This is a genomic window from Nonomuraea lactucae (assembly GCF_003313395.1).
GTDB lineage: Bacteria > Actinomycetota > Actinomycetes > Streptosporangiales > Streptosporangiaceae > Nonomuraea > Nonomuraea lactucae.
Genome location: NZ_QNFZ01000470.1, coordinates 1 through 1,230, shown reverse-complemented (window position 1 = coordinate 1,230; position 1,230 = coordinate 1). Strand labels below are relative to the sequence as shown.

The window sequence follows — 1,230 nt, the reverse complement described above, 5'->3', positions numbered from 1 at the left end:
GCGCCGAGCACCGTGACGTCGGCCGCCGCGGCCAGGCGGTCGCGGTGGGTGCGGTAGTCGGCGCTGTGCAGCACGCGCCCGGCGTGGGCGTCCGCCAGCAGCGGACGCAGCGGCTCCGGCACGACCGGGACCGTGCCGACCCCCAGCACCACCTGGCGGGCGAGCACCCGGGAGGTCGCGCCGGCCGCCGACCGGTGGGTCACGGCGAACACGCCGGCCGCCTCATCCCATTTCAGGCCGGTCACCTCGGCGTCGAACCGGCACGACGGCAGCCGCTCGGCGGCCCAGCGGCAGTAGTGGTCGTACTCGCGGCGCGGGATGTGGAAGCGCTCGGAGAAGAAGAACGGGAACATGCGGTCGTGGCAGCGGATGTAGTTCAGATACGACCAGCGGCTCGTGGGGTCCGCCATGGTCACCAGGTCCGCGAGGAACGGCACTTGGAGGACCGTCCCCTCCATCAGCAGGCCGGGATGCCAGGAGAAGGCCGGCTTGGCGTCCAGGAATAAGGTCCGCATCCCCGGCACGCCGTCGGAGAGCGCGGCCAGGGACAGGTTGAACGGACCTATGCCGACGCCGACCAGGTCATAGGGGGCGGTCACCGCTGCACCTCCGTGAGAGGGTTGGGAAGGTCGATGTACACGGACTGGGTGTGAACGTCGCCGACGAGCTCGTCGCGGCCGTCCACGCAGGTCAGATAGTTGCCCTTGCAGGGCAGCGCGGGCGCGTCCAGCAGCAGGTCGAGCAGCCCCCTGGCGCCGGGCTCGGCCGCGCGCAGCCGTTCCAGCCGAGCGCGCAGCACGCGCAGCAGCGCGCCCTCGTCGGCCAGGCCCAGCGCGCCGAACGCGCCCACCAGGCCGAGCAGGTTGTTGACGCCGAGGTAGTAGGCGACCCGCTCGTCCACGAGGGCGTCGTCGAAGACCAGCTCCAGGCCGTCGGCCAGGCCGGGCAGCAGCCGCCGCAGCACGCCCTCGCGGGAGGCGGCCACGTAGTAACCCTGGCTGTCGCGGTACCAGCCCGCGCTGGGCAGGCCGTCGCCGTCCAGCGCCACCAGCGTGTTCTGGTGGTGCGGTTCCAGGGCGACGCCGTACCTCGCCTGCAGGCGGATCAGGGGGACGGCGAGCACGTCGAGGTAGCGCGCCAGCCAGAGCGCCGCCGCCTCGCCCAGGGCCAGGCCGTGCGCGCGGGCGGCCCGCTCCACAGCCGCCGACAGCAGGGCGCGGTGGCGGGGCG

General features: G+C 73.6%; 2 protein-coding genes. Both read right to left on the bottom strand.

What is annotated here, in order from left to right:
• Positions 1 to 599, bottom strand: a 599-nt coding sequence (locus tag DQW85_RS22745) for a SidA/IucD/PvdA family monooxygenase (RefSeq protein WP_162795253.1), incomplete at its 3' end; no start/stop codon positions are given.
• The coding region (locus DQW85_RS22740) for an IucA/IucC family C-terminal-domain containing protein (protein WP_275888241.1) at positions 596 to 1,230 on the bottom strand (635 nt) is incomplete at its 5' end. The genes DQW85_RS22740 and DQW85_RS22745, both read right to left, overlap by 4 nt.